This window comes from Streptomyces hygroscopicus subsp. hygroscopicus (assembly GCF_001553455.1).
Taxonomy (GTDB): Bacteria; Actinomycetota; Actinomycetes; order Streptomycetales; family Streptomycetaceae; genus Streptomyces; species Streptomyces hygroscopicus.
The window spans coordinates 45200-63529 of the sequence record NZ_BBOX01000042.1; the positions used below are offsets into that span (position 1 = coordinate 45200).

The 18330-nt window shown below is 72.6% G+C and carries 16 protein-coding genes; 12 read left to right on the forward strand and 4 right to left on the reverse strand.

All coding sequences use genetic code 11. The features are described from left to right. The first annotated feature begins 16 nt into the window (after positions 1 to 16). The 6 genes from AXW62_RS05760 (at position 17) to AXW62_RS05785 (ending at position 4908) form a co-directional block, all read left to right on the forward strand. The gene (locus AXW62_RS05760; protein ID WP_060943533.1) at positions 17 to 955 is read left to right on the forward strand and encodes a right-handed parallel beta-helix repeat-containing protein; all 939 of its coding nucleotides are present in this window, start codon (positions 17 to 19) and stop codon (positions 953 to 955) included. A gap of 370 nt (positions 956 to 1325) precedes the next feature. Beyond that, positions 1326 to 2108 (forward strand): DUF4142 domain-containing protein, encoded by a 783-nt coding sequence (locus tag AXW62_RS05765; protein ID WP_060943534.1) that lies wholly within the window; start codon positions 1326 to 1328, stop codon positions 2106 to 2108. A 514-nt stretch (positions 2109 to 2622) separates the two neighbouring features. Continuing rightward, positions 2623 to 3093: a hypothetical protein gene (locus AXW62_RS05770; protein ID WP_060943535.1), complete on the forward strand. Its 471-nt coding sequence runs from the start codon at positions 2623 to 2625 to the stop codon at positions 3091 to 3093. Then, entirely contained in the window at positions 3090 to 3950 is an 861-nt protein-coding gene (locus AXW62_RS05775; RefSeq protein ID WP_060943536.1) for a hypothetical protein, read from the forward strand. The genes AXW62_RS05770 and AXW62_RS05775 overlap by 4 nt, the downstream gene beginning before the upstream one ends. Positions 3951 to 3987: 37 nt before the next feature. Then, positions 3988 to 4422 (forward strand): roadblock/LC7 domain-containing protein, encoded by a 435-nt coding sequence (locus AXW62_RS05780; RefSeq protein ID WP_060943537.1) that lies wholly within the window; start codon positions 3988 to 3990, stop codon positions 4420 to 4422. 111 nt (positions 4423 to 4533) lie between these two features. Then, positions 4534 to 4908 carry a hypothetical protein gene (locus AXW62_RS05785; RefSeq protein ID WP_060943538.1) on the forward strand — a complete coding sequence of 125 codons (375 nt, stop codon included), beginning with the start codon at positions 4534 to 4536 and terminating at the stop codon, positions 4906 to 4908. A gap of 51 nt (positions 4909 to 4959) precedes the next feature. Here AXW62_RS05785 and AXW62_RS05790 read toward each other — a convergent pair whose 3' ends face one another. The 3 genes from AXW62_RS05790 to AXW62_RS05800 all read right to left on the reverse strand — a co-directional run bounded on the left by AXW62_RS05790 (position 4960) and on the right by AXW62_RS05800 (position 9011). Then, positions 4960 to 6288, reverse strand: a complete 1329-nt coding sequence (locus tag AXW62_RS05790) for an enolase C-terminal domain-like protein (RefSeq protein ID WP_060943539.1) — start codon at positions 6286 to 6288, stop codon at positions 4960 to 4962. Between the two features lie 25 nt (positions 6289 to 6313). Continuing rightward, a complete protein-coding gene (locus tag AXW62_RS05795) occupies positions 6314 to 7651 on the reverse strand; it encodes a gluconate:H+ symporter (protein ID WP_060943540.1) in 1338 nt (445 codons plus the stop codon). A 181-nt stretch (positions 7652 to 7832) separates the two neighbouring features. After that, positions 7833 to 9011 carry an L-talarate/galactarate dehydratase gene (locus AXW62_RS05800; RefSeq protein WP_060943541.1) on the reverse strand — a complete coding sequence of 393 codons (1179 nt, stop codon included), beginning with the start codon at positions 9009 to 9011 and terminating at the stop codon, positions 7833 to 7835. 153 nt (positions 9012 to 9164) lie between these two features. Between AXW62_RS05800 and AXW62_RS05805 the strand changes: the two genes are divergently transcribed. The 6 genes from AXW62_RS05805 (at position 9165) to AXW62_RS05830 (ending at position 17697) form a co-directional block, all read left to right on the forward strand. Beyond that, a complete protein-coding gene (locus AXW62_RS05805; RefSeq protein WP_060943542.1) occupies positions 9165 to 10067 on the forward strand; it encodes a LysR family transcriptional regulator in 903 nt (300 codons plus the stop codon). Between the two features lie 3 nt (positions 10068 to 10070). Continuing rightward, entirely contained in the window at positions 10071 to 11390 is a 1320-nt protein-coding gene (locus tag AXW62_RS05810; protein WP_060943543.1) for an MFS transporter, read from the forward strand. A gap of 196 nt (positions 11391 to 11586) precedes the next feature. Continuing rightward, on the forward strand, positions 11587 to 11769 hold the full coding sequence (locus AXW62_RS05815) for a hypothetical protein (protein ID WP_060943544.1): 183 nt from the start codon (positions 11587 to 11589) through the stop codon (positions 11767 to 11769). A 152-nt stretch (positions 11770 to 11921) separates the two neighbouring features. After that, the gene (locus AXW62_RS05820) at positions 11922 to 14996 is read left to right on the forward strand and encodes a lantibiotic dehydratase (protein ID WP_252368509.1); all 3075 of its coding nucleotides are present in this window, start codon (positions 11922 to 11924) and stop codon (positions 14994 to 14996) included. Continuing rightward, positions 14993 to 16273, forward strand: a complete 1281-nt coding sequence (locus AXW62_RS05825; protein ID WP_060943546.1) for a lanthionine synthetase C family protein — start codon at positions 14993 to 14995, stop codon at positions 16271 to 16273. Before AXW62_RS05820 ends, AXW62_RS05825 begins: the two co-directional genes overlap by 4 nt. A gap of 167 nt (positions 16274 to 16440) precedes the next feature. Next, complete coding sequence (locus AXW62_RS05830) at positions 16441 to 17697, forward strand: cytochrome P450 (RefSeq protein WP_060943547.1); 1257 nt, start codon at positions 16441 to 16443, stop codon at positions 17695 to 17697. Here the strand turns inward: AXW62_RS05830 and AXW62_RS05835 are convergent. Continuing rightward, entirely contained in the window at positions 17694 to 18254 is a 561-nt protein-coding gene (locus AXW62_RS05835) for an ATP-binding protein (RefSeq protein WP_244503301.1), read from the reverse strand. The genes AXW62_RS05830 and AXW62_RS05835 overlap by 4 nt on opposite strands. Positions 18255 to 18330 lie beyond the last annotated feature (76 nt).

An 18330-nucleotide genomic window follows, 5' to 3' on the forward strand; every position in this document is an offset into this window, starting at 1 on the left:
ACCTACGGTGCCCGCCATGCGCATCACATGGAGGCTCGTCCTCGGCTTTCTCGCCGTCTCGGTGCTCGCGCTCCTGGCCGCCCTGGCGGGTCCGTCGTGGCCCCGGGACGGCGGTGCGGACCGCGGCTCCGGCACGGCCGCGGCCCCCTCCCCCGGACAGAGGGCCGCGCGCTGCACCGTGCGCGCCGGCACCCCGCGCGAGGCGGCGCGCCTGGCGCGGCCGGGGGACACCGTCTGCTTCGACGGCGATCTGTCCCGGCGGCGGCTGGTCATCACCACCGGCGGGAGCCGGGAGCACCCGATCACCTACGCCGGGGACGGGGACGCCGTGGCCGGCATCACCATCGAGGCGGACGACGTGATCGTCGAGGGATTCCGGTCCGTCCGCCCCGCGGCGCCCGGGATCGAACTGACCGGCCACCGCGTCACGGTGCGGAACAACACCGTGATCGGTCCGAGGGGCGGGGACGGCGACGGTATCCGGTTCTTCGGCGACGATCTGACCATCGCGCGCAACACGGTCCGCGACACCGACAACGGCCACGGCCGGCACGCCGACTGCATGCAGACCTTCGCCAGCGGCACCCCGGCCAGCCGCCGGGTCCGCATCGAGGACAACCGCTGCGAGAACGTGGACAACATGTGCCTGATGGCCGAGGGCCCGGACGACGGGGAGGGCGACGGCCGGGGCACCACCGCCGACTTCACCATCAGGGGCAACTACTGCGAGACGCTGCGCGCCTCCCAGGCCCTGATGTTCGAGGACGTGCGGAACGCCACCATCACCGGCAATGTGTTCGCCGCCGCCACCGACCACGCCATCGGACTCGCCTGCCACTCGACCGGTGCCCGGGTCGGCGGCAACACCCTGCACCCCGGTATCCGCTACGAGGTGGGCATCGACGCGTCGTCCAGGGCGGGTTACCGGGGGCCGGAGCCGGGCGGCCCGCCGTAGGGAGCCTCTGGGAGGAGGAGCCGGGGGAAGCGGGGGCGCGCGTGCCGCCGCTCCCCCGGTCGCGGGTGCCGCCGCTCCCCTCCCGATACCGGATGCCGCGAGGCGCGGCGCTCGCCGCGCTGCCGTCCCGGCCGTCCGCGGCCGGGACGAACGGGGCCGGGACGAACGGGGCCGGGACGAACGGGGCCGACCGCGCACCACGCCGCAGGGCGGCTGTGAGACGGGCCATACGCGGCCGACGTGACGGTTCGCACGCGCGGGAAGAGGCGGCGCACCGTTGAGCACACAGCCTTCGCGGTCCGTACTGGCCGGTGCAAGCACGGGCAGCCACTGCTCCGGACAACGACCGGCGTTCCCGCCAGGAGGCTCTATGCGATCCCGGTACTTCGTGACAGGTACGTCCCTCCTCATAGGTTCCGTGGTGGTCACCCTCGGCGTGATCATGTCGCCCGCCCTGACCGGCGTGCAGCAGGAGACCAAGGCGAACCTGGCGAAGACGGACTCCACGCCGTACGGGCCGCTCACCGGGGCCGACAAGGACTTCGTGGTCAAGGTGCGGCTGGCCGGGCTGTGGGAGTTCCCGTCCGGTGAGCTGGCGCTCAAGAAGGGCACCACATCGGCGGTGAAGACGGCGGGGGAGCATCTGATCGTGGGGCACGCGCAGCTCGACGCCGCCGTACGGAACATCGCGCCCAAGCTCGGGGTCCAGCTGCCCAACAAGCCCACGCCGCAGCAGCAGGGGTTCCTGGACACCCTGACGGCCGCCACCGGCAAGGACTTCGACAGCCGGATGGCGCAGATCCTGCGCATCACCCACGGCCAGATCTTCAGTGCCATCGCCAAGATCCGGGCGACCAGCAAGAACACGCTGGTGCGGCAGCTCGCCACCCAGGCCAACACGGTGGTGCTGGACCACATCACGCAGATGGAGAACACCGGCATGGTGGACTACGCGTCCCTTCCCGGCCAGATCACCGCGACGCCGACCCAGGGCCCGGACTTCACCAAGCCGGTCATGCCCAGGCCCGGTGAGCCCATGGTCGTCCTGAAGGCGCCGCCCTCGCTCGCCGGGAAGGGTGAGGCGCCCACTCCCTCACCGCCGGCCCCGGTCGTCACCCCCTCGGCCTCCCCCGCCACCCCCGCCGTGCCGTAACGCACCGTCAGCACGGCGCGGACAAGCCGGGTGAAACGCGGGCGGTTTCCGCCACATCGGGTCCCGCCAGATCGCGCCACTCCGCGCCACTCCGCGCGCCGCGGGGGTGCGGGACCGCCCTCTGGACGCCGGATGGGCGCCCCTGTCGGCCGCCGCGCCGCGGCCCGGCTCCACGCGTACGCGTAACCGACCATCGCACGACCGTCTACTGGCCCATCCGCCACGTCTGCAAGAGGACGGGGGAACATGCGTCCGCCCGTCTGTGGCCCGGTCGGTCCCGGAGGCGCTATGAATCCGTACACGGGGCCGGTGACCGGGCCAGGCGTGGCGTCCGGCGGAAACCTCCGGGGCACACGAGGCCCATGGGGGCGGTGGACCCTACTACACGCCACCCACTATTTCCGAGTATTACCGGATCTGACCCCTAACGGCTGAACCCTGCGTAACCTCACCGTCACTGACGAAGCGCCACCGGTGGGCGCCCGCCACGGGCGACGCAGGGAGGGGAGCACGCATGCCCGGAATCGACGAGTGCTTGCTGGAAGCGATGACCGTGAACGGCGCGCGGGGAGCCGCCCTGATCGAGTGGACCAGCGGACTCGCGCTCGGCATGGCCGGCGAGGTGCGCGACGAGGACCCCGAGGCCACCGCCGCGGAGACGGCGGAGCTGGCCCGGATGGCGGCCGAGCAGCGGGCGTTCGCCGCGCTGGGTCCCGGCGGCGGCAAGAGCGGCGCGGACGACGGTACGGACAACGGCGGGGACGGCGGTACGAACGGCGGCGGGAACGGGGACGGCAGGGACCGGGAGCCCGCCGTCGAAGACGTCATCATCACCACCCGCACCTGCTACCACCTGCTGCGCTTCGTCGACACGGCCTTCGACAGCGGCGTCTTCTTCTATCTGTGGCTCGACCGCCGGGAAGGGAACCTGGCGCTCGCCCGGTTGCGGCTGCGCGATCTGTGCCGGGGGCTGGCGCTGCTATGAACACCCCCCGGAAGGCCGGTGCGCGCACCGGCCGCGCCCCCGGTCTCACCGAGCTCGCCGCCGAGCGGGCCAGCGGTGCCCTGCTGTGCGACGCGGGCACCGTGTATCTCCAGGGCGGCCAGGTGGTGCACGCGGAGAGCCCGGTGTCCCCCGGGATCGAGGTGCTGCTCACCGCCGGTGGCCGGCTGACCGCCGACAGCTGGCGGGAGGCGATGGGCCGGGCGGGCCCGGCGGGCGGGGTCGGCCGGTTCCTCGTCGACAGCGGCCGGCTGTCCGGCGCGGAGCTGGAGATCTGCCATCTGGGCGCGCTGTTCGACGCGGCGTACTTCGCGCTGGGGCACGGCAGCGGCCCCCGCGGCTTCCAGCGGGGCGCGGCCCACTGGCTGGGTCCGGTACGCCCGGTGGGCGCCGCCGCCGTCGAACGCGAGACCCGGCGGCGCGGCGAGCTGCTGGCCGCGCTGTGGCCGTATCCGCGGGTGGACACCGAACCGGTGGTAGCCCGCCGCCCCGATGGCCGCGCCCCGGCCGTCACCCCGCGTCAGCGTGCGGTGCTGGCGCTGGCCGACGGGGTCCGCACGCCCGCCCGTATCGCCCGTGAGCTGGGCCGTCCCGCCTTCCACACACTGATCGACATACGGCGGCTGGCGGCGGCGGGCCATATCGCGACCCCACGGTCCACCGGTCCGGCCGCACCGCCCTCCCCCCGGCCGGGAGTTCCGGGCCATCCGGCCCTGCCCGCCCGGTCCGGCGCCCGTCCGCCGCTGCCCCCGGGCCGCGGCCCCACCGCGGCCGGCTTCACCGATCCCGATATCGACCTGCTGCGTCGGCTCCGCGACGCTTTGGAGGCAACCCTGTGATTCCCCCGACCGACCCGCCCGCCCCAGGCGCGGCGTCATGAGACTGACCCTGCGGCAGCGCACGGAGCGGAAGTGGCTGCCGGCCGCCGAACCCGAAGTGCTGGAGGAGCTGCGCCGGCTGCGGGCCCGGGTGCCCCATGTGACCGGCGCCCTCGCCGCCACCAGCGACGGCCTGGTGCTGGCCCATGACACGGCCGCCCTCGAGCCCGAGGGGGTGGCGGCGCTGACCGCCGCGGCCCTCGGAGTGGCGCAGTCGCTGGCGGAGGCCGCCGGGCGGGGCGCCTTCCGGGAACTGCTGGTCCGCGGCGAGGACGGCTACGTCGCCAGCTACGCCGCGGGCTCCATGGCCGTTCTGACCGTTCTGGCCGGTGACCGCGCCAACGTCGGCCGGCTCCACCTGGAGGCCCGCCGCTCGGGCACCCGGCTCGCCGATCTGGTGGCCGACGCGCTCGGCAGGGCCGAGCAGCCCTGACCCCCACGGCCTTCCCCGCCCGGCGCGCACACCGCGCCGTTACCCGAACCGGCACCGTCCCATCGACCGGCACCGACCGGCACCACCCCATCGAAAGGAACAGTCACGATCATGGCGAACACCCAGACCGCGCTCAAAGAGGCGATGACGTCCATCGAGGGCTGCCTCGGCGCCGCGCTGGTCGACTACACCAGCGGTATGGCGCTGGGCACCGTGGGCGGAGGCAACGACCTCGACCTGACGGTGGCCGCGGCGGGCAACACCGATGTGGTCCGCGCCAAGGTGCGCACCATGGAACAGCTCGGCCTGCAGGACGCCATCGAGGACATCCTGATCACCCTCGGCAGCCAGTACCACCTGATCCGGCTGCTCAAGAGCCGGGGCAGCCAGGGCCTCTTCCTCTATCTGGCGCTGGACAAGAACCGGGCCAATCTGGCGATGGCCCGGCACCAGCTGCGCAGGATCGAGGCCGGCCTGGAGGTCTGACGGCCGCTGCGGGGCGGGGGCCGTCCCGACCGGCGGCCCCGCCCCGCCCGGTCAGCGCACCAGGCAGGGGCGCTTGTTGTCGAAGGTCCAGCCCGGAACGAGATAGCGCATGCCGACCGCGTCGTCCCGCGCCCCCAGCGCCTTCTCCCGGTAGAGGGCGTGGGCGGCGAGGAGCCGGTCCCGGTCGAGCGTGACCCCCAGCCCGGGGGCGTCCGGGACGGCGATCTCACCGCCGACGATCCGCGGCGGATCGACGGTGAGCCGCTCCAGTCCCTCCTGCCAGATCCAGTGGGTGTCCAGGGCGTTGTACGCGCCCGGGGCGGCGGCTCCGCAGTGGACCACCATGGCCAGGGAGATGTCGAAGTGGTTGTTGGAGTGACAGCCCCAGGTCAGCCCCATCTCATGACAGAGCTGGGCCACCCGCACCGACCCCCGCAGGGTCCAGAAGTGGGGGTCGGCCAGCGGGATGGAGACGGACTGCAGCGCCAGCGCGTGGGTCAGCTGACGCCAGTCCGTGGCGATCATGTTGGTGGCCGTGGGCAGTCCGGTGGCGCGCCGGAACTCCGCCAGGATCTCCCGGCCCGAGTAGCCGTCCTCGGCGCCGCACGGGTCCTCGGCGTAGGCGAGCGTGCCGGTCAGCGGCCGGCACAGCTCGATCGCCTCGCGCAGCGACCAGGCGCCGTTGGGGTCGAGGGTGATACGGGCCTCGGGGAAGCGTTCCTTGAGCGCCCGTACCGCCTTGACCTCCTCGCTCCCCTCCAGCACACCGCCCTTGAGCTTGAAGTCGCGGAAGCCGTAGAGGTCGTAGGTGGCCTCGGCCTGACGGACGATCGCCTCGGGGGTCAGCGCCTCCTCGTGGCGGATGCGGTACCACTCCGCCTCGGCGCCGGGTTCGCGGATGTACTCCAGGTCGGTCCGGTCCGGGTCGCCGACGTAGAACAGATAGCCCAGGACCCGTACCGAGTCGCGCTGGCGGCCGTCGCCCAGGAGCGCCGCGACGGGCACCTCCAGGTGCTGTCCCAGGAGGTCCAGCAGGGCGGACTCGACGGCGGTGACGGCGTGCACGGTGGTGCGCAGGTCGAAGGTCTGGGCGCCCCGGCCCTGCGCGTCGCGGTCGCCGAACCGCTGCCCGATCTCGCGCAGCACCCGTTTGTAGTCGCCCACCCGCGCGCCGACGACGAGGGACGCGGCGTCCCGCAGGGTCTGGGTGATCTTCTCCCCACCGGGGACCTCCCCCAGTCCGGTGCGGCCCTCGGAGTCCTCGAGGACGACCACATTGCGGGTGAAGTAGGGGCCGTGGGCACCGGAGAGGTTCAGCTCCATGCTGTCCCGGCCGGCGACCGGATAGACGGAGAAGGAGGTGACGGTGGGCTGGCTCATCGTGGCGTCCTTGGTTGGGAGGCGGTCACACATGCAGGGCTTCGAGGGTCCACTCGACGGCCAGGACGCCGCCGAGGCCGAGGACCGCGAGCACGGTGGTGTAGGTGGTCCGCGCCTTGATGGCGTCGATGACGGAGAGGTTGAAGTACTCCTTGAACATCCAGAAGCCGGGGTCGTTCACATGGCTGAAGGCGATGGATCCGCAGGAGACGGCGAGGACCATCAGCTCGGGGTGGACTCCGCTGCTCTCCAGCAGCGGCTGGACCACGCCGGCCGCGGTGACCACGGCGACGGTGGCCGATCCGAGCGCCACGCGCAGGATGACGGCGATGAGCCAGGCGAGGACGATCGGCGAGATGGGCCAGTCGCTCATCAGGTCCTTGATGTAGTCGGAGATCCCGCCCTCGACCAGGACCTCCTTGAAGGCGCCACCGGCCCCGATGACCAGCAGGATCATCGCCATGGCCTGGGCCGCCGAGGTGCAGGAGGCGCTGACCTCGGCCAGGCTCCGGCCGATCCGCGGGCCGAACGCCCACACCGCCAGCAGCAGGGTCAGCATCAGGGCGACCGGCGCGGAGCCGATGAAGGTGATGAAGCGCAGTGCGGGGCCGGAGCCGGACACGGCCATGTCGGTCACCGCGGCGCCGGCGATCAGCACCACCGGGACCAGAGCCACCGACAGCGACCAGCCGAGGCCCGGCATCTCCTCCTCGGTGAAGGTGCGCTCGGTGACCAGGCCCCCCGGGATCTCGGGGTCCATCCGGCGGACGAACGACAGGCGCGGCCACACCAGGGCGATCAGCGCACCGGCCGGAACGGCGATGAACAGCCCGTAGAACAGGGTCAGGCCGACGGAGGCGTGGAAGGTGGCGGCCACCGCGGTGGGCCCGGGGTGGGGCGGCAGGAAGCTGTGCATGGTGGACAGCGCGATCGACATCGGAAGCCCGACCCACAGCAGGTTCTTCCGGGTGACCCGGACGATGGTGAACGCCACCGGCACGATGATGACGAAGGCGACCTCGTAGAACATGGTCACGCCGATGAGCATGGCGGTGACCACCATCGCCACCTGGACCCAGCGCAGTCCGAAGGTGTCGATGAGGGTGGTGGCTATGCGCTGGGCGGCGCCGGCGTCGCCCATGACCCGGCCGACCATGGCGCCCAGACCGACGACGAGCAAGGTGTCGCCGATCTGACCCCCGACGCCCTCTCCGAGGACATCGGGGATCTTCTCCATCCCGACCCCCCGCACCAGCGCGACGCCGACGGCCACCAGAAGCAGGGCGATGAAGCCGTTGAGCTTCAGCTTGGTCATGAGGAACAGCAGGATCACCACGCTGATTCCGACGACGACTAGAGGCATGTCTCAGTTCCCCTTTGAACTGCGGCCGGCGAGCTGGGAGCTCGTACGGATCGCCAGACTGGCCAAGGAGTCCACATGCATGCACTCCGTCCATATATGCAGATGGAGGTTAGAGGCGTGAACACCACGGGTCAATGGATGTGACCTGTGGATTCGCGAATGGCCGAGGACGGAACCGGACTTACCGTATGCCGAACTCGGCCTCCGCACGCGTCCAGGCACGGGCCTGCTCGCTGAGGGTGATGCCGAGACCGGGCCGCGCGGACACCCGCATCCGCCCGTCGCGGATCTCCAGCCGCTCGTTGAACAGCGGCTCCAGCCAGTCGAAATGCTCCACCCACGGCTCGTACGGATAGGCGGCCGCGAGATGGAGGTGGATCTCCATCGCGAAGTGCGGGGCGAGCTGCAGATGCTGCTGCTCGGCGAGGGTGGCCAGCTTGAGGAACTGGGTGATGCCACCGATGCGCGGTGCATCGGGCTGAACGATGTCCGCGGCGTTGTGGCGTATCAGCTCCCAGTGTTCGGCGACGCTGGCCAGCATCTCCCCCGTGGCCACGGGGGTGTCCAGCGAGGCGGCGAGCGCCGCGTGGCCCGGTGCGTCATAGGCGTCCAGCGGCTCCTCGATCCAGACCAGGCCGAACTCCTCCAAGGCGCGCCCCATGCGCTGTGCGGTGGGCCGGTCCCACTGCTGGTTGGCGTCGACCATGAGCGGCACCTCGTCGCCCAGGTGCTCGCGCACGGCGGTCAGCCGGCGCAGGTCCTCCTTGCCGTCCGGCTGGCCCACCTTGATCTTGATGCCGCCGATCCCGCTGGCCAGGGAGGCCGTCGCGTTCTCCAGCAGCTGCTCGGTCGGCGTGTGCAGAAAGCCGCCCGAGGTGTTGTAACAGCGCACGGTGTCGCGGTGCGCGCCCAGCAGCTTGGCCAGCGGCAGCCCGGCCCGCTTGGCCTTGAGGTCCCACAGGGCGATGTCGAAGGCCGCCACCGCCTGGGTGGACAGCCCGCTGCGGCCCACCGAGGCCCCGGCCCACACCAGTTTGGTCCAGATCTTGCCGATGTCACTGGGGTCCTCGCCCAGGAGGGCGGGCGCGATCTCCTGGGCGTGGGCGAACTGTCCGGGCCCTCCCGCGCGCTTGGAGTAGCTGAAGCCGATGCCCTGATGGCCCTCCTCGGTGGCGAGTTCGACGAAGAGGAAGACCACCTCCGTCATAGGCTTCTGGCGCCCGGTGAGAACCTTGGCGTCGCTGATGGGAGTGGCCAGCGGGAGGACGACCGAGGACACCCGGATCCAGGAGACCCGGTCCAGGGTCGCCTCACCCGCCTGCTGTGCGACGTGCGTTGCCGTTTGCGATGTGGTCACCACGTGTTGTCCCTGTGTGTGGGGCCCGATGTGCGGGGCGAGTGGATGCCGCCGGATCCGCCCCGGGGCGGCCGACGGACTCCTGTGCAAGCTAAGGTCGCCAGACGATCTACGTCTAACTCAAAATTGGCATGCGTTGATACCGGGGGAGCATCGTTGTTCACGCTCATGCAACTCACCAGCTTTGTGACGGTCGCCGAGGAGCTGCACTTCACCCGGGCCGCGGAGCGGCTGAAGATGACCCAGCCGCCGCTGAGCCGCCAGATCCAGCTGCTGGAGACCGAACTGCGGGTCCAGCTGCTGGAGCGCACCAACCGCTCGGTGCGGCTCACCCCCGCCGGACGCGCCTTCCTCACCGAGGCCCGCCGCATCCTGCGCCAGTCCGAACACGCGGTCCTCGCCGCCCGGCAGGTGGCGACGGGCGAGGCGGGCAGCATCGCCATCGGCTTCACGGCGGCCAGCGCCCACTCCGTACTCGGCACCCTCCTGGAGGTCGCCCGAACCGCCATGCCGGGCGCGGCGATCACCCTGCGCGAGATGGTCACCCGGGACCAGCTGGCGGCCATCGCCGAGAAGAGCCTGGACCTGGGCCTGGGCCGGCCCTCGGTCACCGGCCCCGACCTCCGGTCCCGCCCGGCGGCCCGGGAGCGGCTGCTCGCCGCCCTGCCCACGGGGCATCCGCTGGCGGCGGGCGACGAGCCGCTGAAGGTGGCCGACTTCGAGGGGCAGGACCTGCTGATGTACTCGCCCATCGAGGCGCGCTACTTCAACGAGCTGCTCATCAGCATCTTCCGCGCCGCCCATGTCACCCCGGTCTTCTCCCAGTACCTGAGCCAGGTCCACAGCATCCTGGCGCTGGTCAACGGCGGCTGGGGGATGGCCCTGGTCCCCGAGACCGCCACCCGGCTGCGCTACCCGCGCATCGCCTTCAAACCGGTGGAACTGACCACCCCGCAGCCGGTGGAACTCAACCTGGTGTGGCGCGAGGACAACGACAACCCGGCCCTGCACGCCCTGCTCCGCCACGCGGCCGCCCTCCTCCCCGCCCAAGGAGCCTGACCCATGCCCGTCACACCCCCCGGTGGCCTGCTGCGGCGCCACCGCGACTTCCGGCTGCTGTGGTGCGGTGAGACCGCCGGGAAGTACGGTGCGGCCGTCACCCAGGTGACGATGCCGCTGATCGCCGTCTCCACACTCCACGCGGACACCTTCGCGATCGGTCTGCTGAGCGCCGCGGGCTGGGCCCCGTGGCTGGTCATCGGCCTCCCCGCGGGGGCCTGGGTGGACCGGCTGCCCCGGAGGCCGGTCATGCTGACCGCCGCGGCGGTCTCCCTGGCGCTGTTCGCGGCCGTCCCGGCGGCCGCCCGGGCCGGGCTGCTGAGCATCGGACTGCTGCTGGCCGTCGCCCTGCTGACGGGCACCGCGGCGGTGTTCTTCCAGACCGCCTACGGCGCCTACCTCCCCGGCCTCCTGGACCCCGCCGACCAGCCCGAGGGCAACGCCAAACTCCACGGCAGCGCGTCCGCCGCGCAGATCGCCGGCCAGGGCTCCGGCGGTCTGATCGCCCAGCTGGCGGGCGCGGTCAACGGGATGTTCGTCAACGCCGCGACGTTCCTGGTCTCCCTGCTGTGCCTGACCGGCATCCGCTTCCGCGAACCGCGCCTCCCCCGGGCCGAACGCCCGCCCCGCGCCCTGGCCGCCGAGGTGGCCGAGGGGCTGCGGCTGATCGCCGGCGACCGGTGGCTGCGCACCCTGACACTCTTCGCCGCCGCCTCCAACCTGGCCCTGATGGGGTATCAATCGATCCAGGTGGTCTTCCTGGTCCGGACCGTCGGCCTTGCCCCCGGGCTGGTCGGTGGCCTCCTCGCGGCCGTCAGCCTCGGAGGCGTCGCCGGGGCGCTGTGCGCCCGCCACGTCGCCGGCCGGGTCGGCGACGCCCGGGCCACCCTCCTGTTCGAACTGGGGCTGGCGGTAACCGCCCTGCTCATGCCGATGACCACCGACGGCCCCGGGGTCGCGCTCTTCGCGGCGGGCGGTTTCTGCGTCACCGCCGGCGTGGTGGCCGGCAATGTACTCAAGGCCGGCTTCCAGCAGCGCTACTGCCCACCGCACCTCCTCGGCCGGCTCACCGCCACCTCATCGTTCGTCAGCTACGGCACACTGCCCCTCGGCGCCCTGCTCGGCGGTGCGCTCGGCACCGCACTGGGCCTCCGCACCGCCATGTGGATCACCACGGCGGGGATTCCGCTCGCCGGGCTGATCCTGTTCTTCTCCCCCATCCGGCACTCCCGGGACCTTCCGGCGTCCGCCCCGCCGGGCGGCGGCACACCGCGAGCGGGCCACGACGACGGCCCGGCCCTGCCCGGCCGCCGCCCCCGCTGAGCACACCGCGGTCGAGGTGGCGGGGTTGTCATGACCTTGACATATCTCACTGGTGTTGCCCCTAGACAGGGCGGTTGGCATTGGACCATCCCTCAGATGTCCCCAGAGACTGACAAAGCTGTGTGTCATTCCGGGAGAAGGTGTTGGATCGTTCCTCGGGCGCAGCTCCATGTACCCCAACCCGAAAGGAGTCGCTATGACGACGCGTGTTGAAGGCCAGGCCGCCATGGATTCCGCGAACGCGGACTTCGACCTGGACATCCGCTCCAGCCTGCGTGACCTGGAGGATGGCAAGGCAGTGACCGCGGTGAAGAGCGTCTCGATCCCCCATGGCCCCTGGACCAGCTCGTGCCTCTGCTCGGTGATCGCGGGCTGCTGATGTCCGGCATCAGCTCCTGATTCCACCAAGGGCGCAGGGCCGGTCCGAAACCTCTGAGCCTCGTACCGGCCCTGTGCCACCTCCTCCAGAGGGGAAGAATGGCCGTGTCATCGTCCGGCGACACCATTTCGTTCCGTGCCGTGGAAGTCGGCATGCTCCGCATGCCGTCGCTGCCGCACACCATGGTCGAGAAGACCGTCGCGGCGGACGCGGAATTCGATTCGCGGGACAGAGCACAGGTCGAGCAGTACATCGCCGCGCTCACCGCCGACGAGCGGGTCCGCGAGGCACTGGCGATCTCCAGCCCCTCGCTCGACCACGCGTTGCACACCCTGTTCAGCGGGGCGCCGATGAAGCCGGCCGCCCTGCGCAAACTGGTGCTGGGGGCGACGCGCTACGTCCTGCGTGCGGCCGGCCGCCCCACTCCGTTCGGACTGATGGCCGGTGTCGCGCCGGTCGCCTTCGCGGACGGCTGCCGGGCGCGGGTGGGTGACGCCCATCGTGGCGCGGTACGGCCGGACGGCGGCTGGCTGCTCGGGCTGATCCGGCCGTGGGAGAGCGAACCGGCGCTGCTGCGCAAGCTGCGCGTGGTCACCAACGGCCTGGCGTTCCGGCGCGGACATCGCTGGGTGCTGCCGTTCGCCCCCGCCCCGGACGAGGGCGATACGCCGACGTCCCGCACCGAGGAGGTCTCCGTACGCGACACTCCCGCGGTCGGGCTGGCACTGGAGTGCGCCGGGCGGCCCACCGTTGCCGGTGAGATCGCCGAGCGGTTGATGACGGCGTACCCGGCGGTCGGGAGAGAGATCGTGGAGGGGCTGCTCATCGGCCTCGTACAGCAGGGTTTCCTGCTCACCGAGCTGCGCCCGCCGCTGACCCGCACCGACCCGCTGTCCTATCTGCGGGACGTGCTGACGTCCGCCGGGGAGAGCGAGAAGGCCGACACCGTCGCCCGGGTGGCGAAGCTGACGGCGGACTGTGCGGCCGAACCGCTCGGCGCGGGCGTGTCCCGCTGGCAGGCCGCGATCGGGGAGTTGCGGTCGCTGTACCGGCACGACCGGCCGCTCCAGGTCGATCTGCGGATGGACGCCGACGTCGTGCTGCCGCGGGAGGTGCTGCGGGAAGCGGAGCGCGCCGCGACGGCACTGTGGCGGGCGTCCGCCAAGAACGAGTCGGTACGGCACCTGACCGAGTACCACGGGGCGTTCGTGGAGCGGTACGGCACGGGGCAGGCGGTGCCGCTCATGGAGGTGCTGGACCCGCACACCGGCCTGGGCACCCCGGCCGGATACGAACACCCCACCAGCGAACGGCAGTTGCCGACCGATGACGCCGGCCGGAACCCGGACCGCGACGCGGTGCTGACGGAGTGGGCGCTGTCCGCGATGGCCACGGGACAGCGGGAGATCGTCCTGGACGACGCCGCGCTGGAGCGGCTGTCCGGCACGGTGCGGCGGATACCGCCGGTCGCGGCGGAGCTGTGTGCCCACCTGACCGCACCGTCCACCGCGGATCTCGAACGTGGGGAGTTCTCTCTCGTCCTGTCGCAGACGACCGGATCGGTCACGCCCGGCGGGATGTTCGGCCGGTTCGCCTATCTGCTCGACGACCCCGAGCCGGTGGCCCAGCTGGCGCGGGATGCCGCCGCGTCGGCGTGCCGTCCGCAGGCCGAGCCGGTGCTGCTGGACTTCCAGCCGATGTCGGGCGGGGCCGCGAACGTGGCCCGGGTGCCCGCGTTCTGGGACCGGCGGCTGACGGTCGGCTGTTTCCCCGACGCGCCACCCGGTGCGACCGTGCGAGGCGTCGCCGACGTGGCCCTGGCCGCCGACGAGGAGCGTCTGTACGTGGTGGACACGGCCACCGGCCGGGAGATCGTGCCGCAGTCCGCCACCGTGCTGAACTTCGCCCTGGCACCGGCGGCCGCACGGCTGCTGCGCGAGATCCCGGCGATGGGCCGGCCGGTGTGGTCGGTGTGGTCGTGGGGTGCGCTGGACAACGCCCCCTGTCTGCCCAGGGTCCGCTACGGCCGCACGGTCCTGGCCGCCGCGCGATGGCGGCTGTCCGACCCCACGCTGACCGACGCGACCGCCACCGACGAGGAGTGGGGCCGGGCGCTGGACGCGTGGCGTGCCCGCTGGAACGTCCCCCGGCGGGTGAGCGTGGGGTTCGGCGACCGCCGGGTGGTGCTCGACCTCTCCGCGCCGCTGCACCGGGCGCTGCTCCGGCGCGATCTGACGCGGGGTGGCGAACTGGCGGTGCACGAGACACCCGAGGCCGGCGGACACGGCGAGAACTGGCTGTGCGACAGCCGCGGCGACGCATACCGCAGCGAAGTGATCATCCCCGTCCTGCCCGGCCACCCGGCCGACGCCACGGCGCGTACGGGCACCGCCGAGGAGACGGTGCCCCGCCCGGCGAGCCGCACCCCGGGCACCGTGCCGGTGCGGCCCGTCGGCAAGGACGACCGCCGTCACCGCTCCTGGTTCTACGGCAAGCTCTACACCGCCACCGCCCAGCAGGATGAGGTGCTGGTCGACCATCTGCCGCGGCTGCTCGCGGCCCTGCCGGGCGACGGCGGCCGGTGGTTCTTCATCCGCTACGCCGACCCCGAGCCGCATCTGCGGCTGCGGTTCCACGGCGACCGGGACGCGGTGTGGTCGCGGATCGCCCCGACCGTCCTGGACTGGGCCGACGATCTGCACGGGCAGCGGCTGGCCGGGCGCATGGTCGTGGACACCTACGAGCCCGAGACCGTCCGCTACGGCGGTCCGGAGGTCCTCGACGCGGCGGAGCGGTTCTTCCATCGGGACAGCGTCACCGTCATCGAGCAGTTGACCCGCGTGGCCTCCGGGGCCGACACCGCTCCGGTCGGCGTCCTCGCCGCCGCCCACTACGTGGACCTGGTGCGACAGGTCCACGGGGAGGAGTGGCCCGACTGGTTCCTCGCCATGCCACGAGACGACGAGCACCACCCCTTCTTCCGTACGCACCGGTCGACGGCGCTCGGCCTCCTCGCCCCGGGGGCACTCGACCTGAGCAGCCGCCCCGCACGGGCACAGGCACTTCGCGCCTATCCCGCGGCGTCCCAACGCGGCGTCATGGCGAGCGTTCTGCACATGCACCACAACCGGCTGGCCGGGACCCGGCGCGACGCGGAGCTGCGCTCGCTCGCGGTGGCCCGCGGCATGGCGGCCACCGAGCGGGCCCTCAGGAGGAACCACCGATGAACACAGCCGGCGGCCCGCGCGAGGAAGCGCCCACGCACCCCTCGGCGGCCGGTTCGAGCCGGGAGGACGTGGTCGCGGAGATCGCGCGGCGGGCCGAAGCGTGGAGTCCGCCGGCCGATCTGCCGATCGGGCTGTCGGGCGGTTCGGCGGGGGCCGCCCTGCTGTTCGTCGAGCTCAGCAAGGACGACCCCGCGCTCAGGCCGATCGCCCACGCCCGGCTGGCCGCCGCGGCGAAGACGATCGGCTCCGCCCCGGGATCCGGCGGCCACGGTCTGTACGACGGCCTGGCGGGGCTGGCGTTCGCCATCAAGGCGGCCGTGCGCGCACCCGGCGACTACGCCACCGTACTGGGCCAGCTGGACACCGTCGTGCGCGACCGGCTCCGGCACGTCCTCGACCTGGAGCAGGCCCGGATGGCGGACGGCACGGAACCGGCGCCACGCGAGCGGTTCGACGTGATCGGCGGCGCGAGCGGACTGGCCCGCTACTTCCTGACCGAGCCGGCGGATCCGGAACCGGTTCGTGAGGTCCTGCGCTATCTCACCGCCCTGACCGAACCGATCCGCCGCCACGGGCACACCCTGCCCGGCTGGACGGCCACCCCCTGGCCGGGCCGGGAGACGGACGGCGACCAGATCGATCTGGGCCTGGGCCACGGCATCGCGGGCCCGCTGGCCCTGCTGTCCCTGTGCTGGACCCGGGGCATCAGGGTGCCGGACCAGGACACCGCCGTCCGGCGCATCGCCGACTGGCTGATGAGCCGGCGGCTGACCGACGACAACGGCCCCTACTGGCCCGCGCTGTTCCCGGCCCAGGAGGAGATCGCCGGACACCATGCGCCACGGCCCCCGCACCGCCCCAGCTGGTGCTACGGCGCACCGGGCGTGGCACGGGCGATGCAGCTCGCCGGCGCCGCGCTGGGCGAGGAGGAGTGGGTGCGCTCGGCGGCGGACGCCATGCACGCCGTCCACCGCCGCCCCGGCGGTCTCACCGGCCTGAAGGACCCGGGCCTGTGCCACGGCCTGGCCGGTCTCGCCCACATCACCCGCGTCATCGCGACCGACCTTGAGGACCCGGTCCTGACGAGCCACGCGGATGCCCTCACCGAGCGCCTGTGCGCGGACTTCGCCCCGGACACGGCCTTCGGCTACCCCACCGTTACGCATCCGACCCCGCTTGACGCCCCCACGTTCCTGGAAGGCGCCGCGGGAGTGGCCCTCACCCTCCACCGCCCCGGCACACCACCGCACTGGGACGCGGCCCTCATGCTGTCCTGATCCCCTCGGTCCGCCCTGCGCGGGCCACGAGGACGCCGTCAACCGGTATGGCGCGAGGGGGAAGGGTGGCACAACCGTGGGCCCCCCGCGCCGCGGGGGCGCGCCCCGGTGGGCCGAGCTACGCTCGGAGGAGAGGGACCCGGGCCGCTTTTCGAAGGGAGCCCACTGTGTCCGTCACATCCCGCGCGTCGACTCCGGCCGCGCTGCCCCGACACCGTGACTGCCCCTTCGATCCGCCCGGCGGCTACGCGGCGCTGCGCGAGGAGGGCGGGGCCGCCCGGCTGGCCTTCCCGGACGGCACGGTGGGCTGGCTGCTCACCCGCTACGAGGACGTCCAGCAGCTGCTGGCCGACGACCGGTTCACCTCCGACCGCCGCCGCACCTCCTCACCCGTGCACGCGTTCCCGGTCCGCCAGGACGACCGCCGCGCGCTCGGCTCGTTCATCGGCATGGACCCACCGGAGCACACCCGCTACCGGCGGCTGCTGAGCAGGTGGTTCACCTCCCGCGGACTGCGCGGCCTGGGGCCCCGGATCGAGGAGATCACCGACGGCCACCTGGCCGCGATGGAGCGCGCCGGCCCGCCCGCCGACCTCGTGGAGTCCTTCGCCCGGCCGATCCCCTCGCTGGTGATCTGCGAACTGCTGGGCGTGCCCTACCGGGACCGGGCCGATTTCCAGCGGTGGGCCACCGTCCTGCTCCGGCTCGGCCAGGACGAGGACGAGATCTACGCCGCCCGGGACGCGCTGTGGGAGTACATGCGACAGCTGATCGACACCAAGCGGCGCCACCCGGACCAGGCGCTGCTGTCCCACCTGGTGAACGGCGACCACGGCACGCCCGGCGGCCCCGGCACCGCCACGGCGGCCGGGCTGACCGACGAGGAGCTGACCGGCGTGGGGCTGCTGCTGCTCATCGCGGGCCACGAGACCACGGCGAACATGCTGGCCCTGGGCACCTACGCGCTGCTGCGCCACCCCGAGCAGTCGCGCCTGGTGCGGGAGCGGCCGGAGCTGGTCGACCACGCGGTCGAGGAGCTGCTGCGGTACCTGACCATCGTCCAGTTCGGAACGGTACGGGCCGCCCGGGAGGATCTGGAGATCGCCGGGGTGCGGGTGCGGGCCGGGGAGACCGTGGTCGGGTCGATCGCCTCCGCCAACCGGGACCGCTCCCGGTTCACCGACCCCGACACCCTGGACGTCACCCGGGACGCGGCCGGTCAGCTGGCCTTCGGCCACGGCATCCACCAGTGCCTGGGCCAGCACCTGGCTCGGATGGAGATGAGGACGGGCTATCCGGCCCTGCTGCGGCGCTTCCCCACGCTCCGCCTGGCGGTGCCGCCCGACCAGGTCCCGCTCCGCCACGACATGCTCATCTACGGAGTGCACCGGCTCCCGGTGACCTGGGGCGGGGCCGCCGGCTAGGCCACCGGCAGATCCGCCCACCAGGTGATGCCCTCATGGCACGGGTGCCTGCCGTGCCGCGTCGAGAGCGCCGTGACGATGCCGAGCCCGCGGCCGTGCTCATCGGGCTCGATGTCCTCGTCCGCCCGCTGGCCGGCGGGGACCGGACCGCCGTCGGTGACCTCGACGCGCAGCACGGAGCAGCCCGGGGACCCGGTCCAGCGCAGCCGCAGCACCACCGGAGGCAGGGCGTGCAGGACCGCGTTGGTGACCATTTCCGAGATCACCATCAGCGCCTCGTCCAGCCGGTCGGCCGACAGCTCCCACTCGGACAGCAGCGCATGCGCCCGGCGCCGGACCGTGGCGACGGCCGCACAGACGTGCGGGACCGGGACGACATGGCCGTCGCCCTCGTCCACCGCCGGCGGACCCGGAATCCCGCCACCGGTCGCCCCCGGCGCGATCGGGGAGTCCGGGGCGGGTGCCTGGAAGCCGATGAGCCGGGCACCGGTGAGATCGGCCGTGCCCGCGCCCGGCCCGGTGGCGCCGGGCATCGGCAGGCTCAGTTGTTCCGCCACGTCTCCTCCTCTCGGAACGGGGTTCCTGTCGCTGCCGGGCACCCTATGGGGCGCCTTTCGGCATACGGCAACTCTT